The sequence below is a fragment of the Candidatus Igneacidithiobacillus taiwanensis genome, from assembly GCF_031962545.1.
Lineage (GTDB): Bacteria > Pseudomonadota > Gammaproteobacteria > Acidithiobacillales > Acidithiobacillaceae > Igneacidithiobacillus > Igneacidithiobacillus taiwanensis.
Map to the genome: position 1 here is coordinate 1 of NZ_JAVRKK010000196.1, position 3,143 is coordinate 3,143.

At 55.5% G+C, this 3,143-nt stretch carries 4 protein-coding genes; 3 read left to right on the forward strand and 1 reads right to left on the reverse strand.

Annotated features, from left to right (window positions below):
• Window positions 1-195 precede the first annotated feature (195 nt).
• Window positions 196-1,638, reverse strand: coding sequence for an NAD-dependent succinate-semialdehyde dehydrogenase (locus tag RTI30_RS13530; RefSeq protein ID WP_312284043.1), 1,443 nt, complete (start codon window positions 1,636-1,638; stop codon window positions 196-198).
• A gap of 193 nt (window positions 1,639-1,831) precedes the next feature.
• Here RTI30_RS13530 and RTI30_RS13535 point away from each other — a divergent pair, with 193 nt between their 5' ends.
• From RTI30_RS13535 to RTI30_RS13545, 3 genes are all read left to right on the forward strand, one after another.
• On the forward strand, window positions 1,832-1,972 hold the full coding sequence (locus RTI30_RS13535; protein ID WP_312284044.1) for a hypothetical protein: 141 nt from the start codon (window positions 1,832-1,834) through the stop codon (window positions 1,970-1,972).
• Window positions 1,973-2,231: 259 nt separating this feature from the next.
• Window positions 2,232-2,924 carry an MBL fold metallo-hydrolase gene (locus RTI30_RS13540; protein ID WP_312284045.1) on the forward strand — a complete coding sequence of 231 codons (693 nt, stop codon included), beginning with the start codon at window positions 2,232-2,234 and terminating at the stop codon, window positions 2,922-2,924.
• A gap of 16 nt (window positions 2,925-2,940) precedes the next feature.
• A partial coding sequence (locus RTI30_RS13545; RefSeq protein ID WP_312284046.1) for a cytochrome ubiquinol oxidase subunit I occupies window positions 2,941-3,143 on the forward strand: 203 nt, incomplete at its 3' end.

The following is a 3,143-nucleotide window of genomic DNA, read 5'->3' on the forward strand; positions in this document are numbered from 1 at the left end:
AGCTGAACATCCCTTGGGTCTCCACCTTGGCTCCGCGCATGACGCAACTCCCAGATTTCTAACGTTACGCAATTATACCACGGACTTTTTCAGCATCCTCCTAAATAAGCGTTATTATCACAGCTATCACTGAATAACGCCACAAACCCGAGCTAAAACCCGCTCCATGCATCAATAAGCAACACCCGCCTTTATTCAATCGCGGATTTTGGGATATGGCAAGTGCAAGGATACGAGTTGCACATTTAGGTATTCTTCCATGCCCCATTTGCCTCCTTCTTTCCCTAGCCCGGACAATTTGATTCCGCCAAAAGGCGCCTGGGGCGTGGAGGGAGATCCGTCATTTACACCAATAATGCCGTAATCCAGCGCCTCTGCTACCCGAAACGCCCGTCCTAGATCCCGAGTCCAGACATAGGCTGCCAGCCCATAGGGGCTGTCATTGGCTAAGTTGATGGCCTCTGCTTCGTTATGGAAGGAAAGAATCGGCAATAGAGGACCAAAGCTTTCTTCGCGCAGGACCTGGCTCTGCGGACCCACCCGGCCAAGCAGAGTGGGTAAAAACCACAAGCCATCTGCTGTGCCTCCGCAGAGGAGTTGAGCGCCGTGCGTCAATGCATCCTGTAGTTGATCCTGCAGCTTGTGCAAGGCAGCGGCATTAACCAGGGGGCCGATATCGGTGGATTCGTCGAGGGGGTCGCCCACTTTTAGTGACCGAACGGCCTCGACGTAGCGTTGGGTGAAAGCGGGCAGGATGGATTCATGCACATACAAGCGGTTGGCGGCGACGCAGGATTGACCGCCATTGCGGAACTTGGCACTGAGGGCCATGGCTACCGCCGCTTCCAGATCGGCATCGGCGAAGATCAGCACGGGCGCGTGGCCACCCAATTCTAGAGATAAGCGTTTCATGGTGGGCGCGCCCAAGGCGTAAAGCCGTTGCCCCACCGCCGTCGATCCGGTGAAGCTGAGATTTGCGATACGGGGATCAGCCATCAGTTGTTCGGTCAAGGGCGCAGGATCTGCTGTGGGCAGGACTTGGAAGGTGCCGGCAGGCCCGCCCACAGCATCCCAGAGCCGCGCGAGCTGCAGCGCCGTCAGGGGTGTTTTTTCGTCGGGCTTAAGAATGACGACGCAACCGGCGGCCAAGGCAGGCGCCACCTTGCGGACAACCATGGATACCGGGCTATTCCAGGGAGTAATGGCAAAAACTGGGCCGACAGGCATTTTCCGGATCTGCAAGCGCTTGTCCGGAAATTGGGAGGGGATGCTTTCGCCCATGATGCGCTTGCATTCTTCCGCATACCAGCGCACCAAGGCTAAGGCGGTGTTGACTTCGGCGCGGCTCTGGCGAATGGGTTTGCCCATTTCCCGGGTGATGAGCCGGGCCAGGTCCTCCTTTTGCCCCTGGATGAGATCCGCCCAGCAGGCGAGCATGGTGGCTCGCTCATAGGCGGTGTGCCGGCGCCATACGGCGAAGGCGCTGACTGCCGCAGCGGCGGCCGCTTCCGCTTCTGCCTTCCCACAGTCGGACACTTCGGCCAAGACACTCTGATCCAGGGGACTTCGTACCGCAAAACGGCATTCCAAGTCTTGCCAGTTTCCATTGATAAATGCTCCGGCAGATAATAAATTCATGGGCCCGATCCTGTTAATCTGAGGGGGAATGTCATTGACTATTTAACCATCAATCCGGGGGGAGGAGCATTACACTTCTAAAATTAGCCGAAAGAGCCGAGCGGAATAGGAGGCGGGAAGCCATCCACCGGGCAGACCTCCTGACACTGATGTGGACATTCTCGTATGCATATAATGAATCTAGGAGGATGTCATGGAAAAGGCGGTACAAAGCTACCCGCCAGAGCTTCGATTCGAAGCGGTGAAACTGGAGCACTATGCTGGAAAACTATTGCCACCATTAACCCGGACTGTGGCATTCTCGAAACCGGTAATGATTCCTCCCGCAAACTGAGTCTTATCCCTCTCTAAGACTGGTCAGAATTGGACAGTGATTGACAACATCGTCACCAACGGCACGGTGGAAACCAGCGTATCTGCCATGATTGGCATATCTCATCCCAACAACCGCCATAATTGGCAGAAAAAACGCAATGCTTAGACTAGGTAAAAAATCTTAAGTGCCTGTAAGAGCTCATTTATATAGCGTTGTTTTTGGTGTGGCGCAAACCTTGCTTTTTGTAATAGGAAAATGCAAGAAATGAGGTGTCGAGATGATCTTTCGACAGTTTTATTGGGAGAAGGGCCGGCAATTGGCCTATGTCGTGGGAGATCCCATTACCCGGGAGGCGGTGACCATCGATGTGGGTACCGGGCAACTGGATCCGGTGTTGGAGTTTCTCCATAGCCGCGGTCTGCGTCTGCGTTTCGCCCTCCAGACCCACTGGAACAAGAATCAACGGGAGGCTGCCCTGGCGCTGCGCGACCGGGTGGGGGCAAGAATCCTTGCCCAGGAAAGCATTAACGATGCTGCCGTGGACATGCGCATCCGCCACGAGGACCTGCTCTACTTTGGCGAGGAATGCCTGCGCGCACTCCACACGCCCGGACTGACCCCTTGCGCAGTCATGTACCAATGGGAGGACCGCCTCTTTACGGGAGAAACGCTCCTGGCGGGGGGGCTCCATCGTCGCATCCCGGCAGCAAAACGGCCAGCCTTGACCGCCCATCTGCTAACCCTATTGGCACCTATGGCAGATGAAACCCTTCTCTATCCCGCGGTGGAGAACCGCGGCCGCCGCTTGGGGAGTCTGGAAGAGCTGCGCCGCTTGGGCTTTGGCTCTGGAGGCCCCGGTTTACTGTCTCGCTGTACCCAATATCTACAACACGATGCCGCAAAAAAGAGTCCGGGAGCGCCTGCGGAGGAACCTCTGCAACGCCTTCATTCCGGTCCTGTTCTGTTGTAACAAGAGGAGGTAACTCATGAGTATGATGATTAATCCTACGGTGGTGGAGCTGTCACGGATGCAGTTTGCGTTGACCGCTCTGTACCACTTTTTGTTTGTCCCCCTCACCCTGGGACTCACCTTCATTCTGGCGACCATGGAAACCGTATATGTGGTTACCAAACGCCCCATCTACAAGGAAATGACCCAATTCTGGGGCAAGCTCTTTGGGATCAACTT